This is a genomic window from Polaromonas sp. P3_C2 (assembly GCF_056402675.1).
On record NZ_JBFUGX010000603.1, the window covers coordinates 1 to 2,512 of the forward strand.

Sequence of the window (2,512 nt, forward strand, 5' to 3'; positions counted from 1 at the left end):
GCCCGCTTCCACGCCGGCGCCGACAACAGTCACCTATTACGAGCCCAAAGACCTGGAGCGCGCCTTCAAGTTCATGGACAAAACCGGCGATGGGAAGGTCAGCCGCGACGAGGCATCGAACTTTCGAGGCGTCTCCAGGCATTTTGACGAGGCCGACGTCAACAAGGACGGTTTTCTCTCGCGTGAGGAATTCGACAACGCAATGAACCGCAGCAAGGCGCGTTGAACCAGTTGAACATGCACATCGAAGTGTGATGCAAAGGCAGCGAGCCGTCTTCCTGGAGAAGATCAGGCCGACTCATCGGCATGATGAGTGACGTTCCTGGCCCAAAGCGAGAGCGGCCTGAACTTCGAGAAAAGCCAGAGGCCGAAAACACAGGCGGTACCAAGAGCGACCGTGAGAAACCCCGTCATCAGAATGCCTACGACGGGCCCAAGCACGAAGCCCATCACTCCGTATACCTGTCGGCCGTTCCACTGCACCGTGTTGAAACCGAATCCAGCGAGAACGCCAAACACCACACAGAGGGGCAACAAGGAGAAAACCAGGCCGATGAAGACCAATTTGTAGACGGAGCCCACATACAGACGGGTTAGCGAAATTCGTGTGAACAAGGGAGCTCCTTTTTTTTAAAGCGCAGCGTTTGACAAAGATGAAGACCGGCAACCGGCGAGGCCCACCATGGGGTCAGCCGCCTCACAGGGAGCATCGGACGCCCACCACGATATTGACGCGGCCGGGCTCCCAATCCGTCTCGCGCCAGCGGTACACACCGGGCGCCACGACCGTGAGTTCCCACTCGAGTGGCCGGCCGGATTCCTTGAGACGCTTCTCCCCCTCGTATTGAATCACCAGGGTAGTTGGGCCCGCAGACAATACTGTGGCGCGTGAGCCTTCGGTTTCCCCGAGCGCTGTCTTCCATTTGCGATCGTATGTGATGTCCAGAACCGTTCCATCCCGGCTGAGCTGCATGCGCATTTTGAGGTTGCCGGGCGCGCACGCGGGCTCGGTGTTGTAGCTCTCGGCCCAAAGGCCCGCGAGCTGGTTCGAATCAAAGGGAAAAGACGCGGGGTTGGCCGCGGCGTGTGTCACGCTCGACAACAGCAAGGCAAGGACAGAAACAAAAATTTTGAACATGGGTAACACGCAAAGGGTTGGATTTAGTGGATGAGCGACCGTTGCAAATATCGCACATTCTCATAAAAAGCCGCGCCCGCCCGGCGGATTCCACCAACGAGATGACCCATGAACGCTATTTCTTCCGGTAAACATACCAGGCCGCGAAGGCGGTGAAAACGCCAATGATCCCCACGATCACCATGAAGCCGTGAGGATGTTCGGCCAGGGGGATGCCGCCCACATTCATTCCCAGCAGGCCGGCAACAATATTGATGGGGAGCGCCAGTACCGTGACCATCGTCAGGATGAAGACGCTGCGGTTGGTTTCCTCGCTGACCTGTGCTGCAATTTCTTCTTGCAGGAGCTTGATGCGCTCTTTCAGTTCGGACATGTCCCTGATGGTCAATGAGAATTCTTCCGTCGCCTGGCGGAGCTCCTCCAGGTCGTGCTCGCTGACCCATGGCGGCGGCAACCGCAGCAGGCGGAAAAGCGCACCGGGCTCCGGCGCGAGCAGCCTCTGCAGCCGCACCAGCACCCGACGCAACTTGCCCAGGTCAGCCCGGCGGTTATGCAGCCGGCCGACCAGGAATTTGTCTTCCACCACATCCACCTGGACAGTGGCGTCACGCACGATGCGCACCAGCACATCGCCCTGTTCGCGCAGCAGCTGGTTCAGAAATGACACCGATGACGCCAGCGGCTTGCCGTTCTTGATGGCGTCACGCATGCGGTCGATGGAACGCAGGGGATGGGAGCGCGCGCTCAGTGCCATATGGGGCGCCACGTTCAGCCACAGGCTGGACATCTCAGCCGGGTCAAACGCGAATTCATACGCCACGTCGTTGACGACAGCAATCAGTGTGTCGTGCGCATCTTCTATGCGGGTGGATCTTGAACCCGCATGCAGGGCCTCGAAAAACTCGGGTACGGCGTGCAAATGCTTGCGGATGCTCGCCTCCGCCGCGGCGTCACTCAGGTTGAAGTGCAGCCAGACGAAATCTGATTTTCCCTTGGGTCTTTCGTCCTGCAGCCAGGCGGCCGCCTCCAAAAGATCTACCGGTATGCCGGGTGCGCCGTTTTCAAACCTGTAGCCGCAGAGCAGGCCGGTTCTGTCGGCGCCGTAAGTGATGTCCATTCAGAAGTGGCGTGAAGTAGTCAAAATTGGAGTGAATCGGACACGGCAGGCGCAGGGCAGCCGGTATCGGGCGACCTGCCCCGGACAGTGGCGGTCATACAGTGTGTTGCCTTTGCATGACGGTTCGGTGACAGTGCCGTGACCGCGTTCTTCAGGCGCCTGGCCGGGCGGTGCATGCCCACTGCATACCGGGTTGTCACTGAGCTCCAATGCGCCTCATAATTTCAGGCCAGGCCGGCAGCACCTCAGGCCTCGCC

4 protein-coding genes are annotated in these 2,512 nt (G+C 59.4%); 1 reads left to right on the forward strand and 3 read right to left on the reverse strand.

Annotation, left to right across the window (positions count from 1 at the left end; translation table 11 throughout):
• Positions 1–226 (forward strand): EF-hand domain-containing protein (locus AC1DWI_RS19595; RefSeq protein WP_477725511.1); only part of this gene is annotated, 226 nt, incomplete at its 5' end.
• A gap of 62 nt (positions 227–288) precedes the next feature.
• Here the strand turns inward: AC1DWI_RS19595 and AC1DWI_RS19600 are convergent.
• The 3 genes from AC1DWI_RS19600 to AC1DWI_RS19610 all read right to left on the reverse strand — a co-directional run bounded on the left by AC1DWI_RS19600 (position 289) and on the right by AC1DWI_RS19610 (position 2,255).
• A complete protein-coding gene (locus tag AC1DWI_RS19600; RefSeq protein ID WP_477668195.1) occupies positions 289–615 on the reverse strand; it encodes a hypothetical protein in 327 nt (108 codons plus the stop codon).
• Between the two features lie 82 nt (positions 616–697).
• Positions 698–1,138 carry a hypothetical protein gene (locus AC1DWI_RS19605; protein ID WP_477668196.1) on the reverse strand — a complete coding sequence of 147 codons (441 nt, stop codon included), beginning with the start codon at positions 1,136–1,138 and terminating at the stop codon, positions 698–700.
• Positions 1,139–1,253: 115 nt separating this feature from the next.
• Positions 1,254–2,255 (reverse strand): transporter, encoded by a 1,002-nt coding sequence (locus tag AC1DWI_RS19610; protein ID WP_477668197.1) that lies wholly within the window; start codon positions 2,253–2,255, stop codon positions 1,254–1,256.
• Between the last annotated feature and the right edge of the window lie 257 nt (positions 2,256–2,512).

Coding starts and splice junctions, on each gene's coding strand:
- AC1DWI_RS19610 (WP_477668197.1), bottom strand. CDS start 2,255: ATGGACATCACTTACGGCGCCGACAGAACCGGCCTGCTCTGCGGCTAC.
- AC1DWI_RS19605 (WP_477668196.1), bottom strand. CDS start 1,138: ATGTTCAAAATTTTTGTTTCTGTCCTTGCCTTGCTGTTGTCGAGCGTG.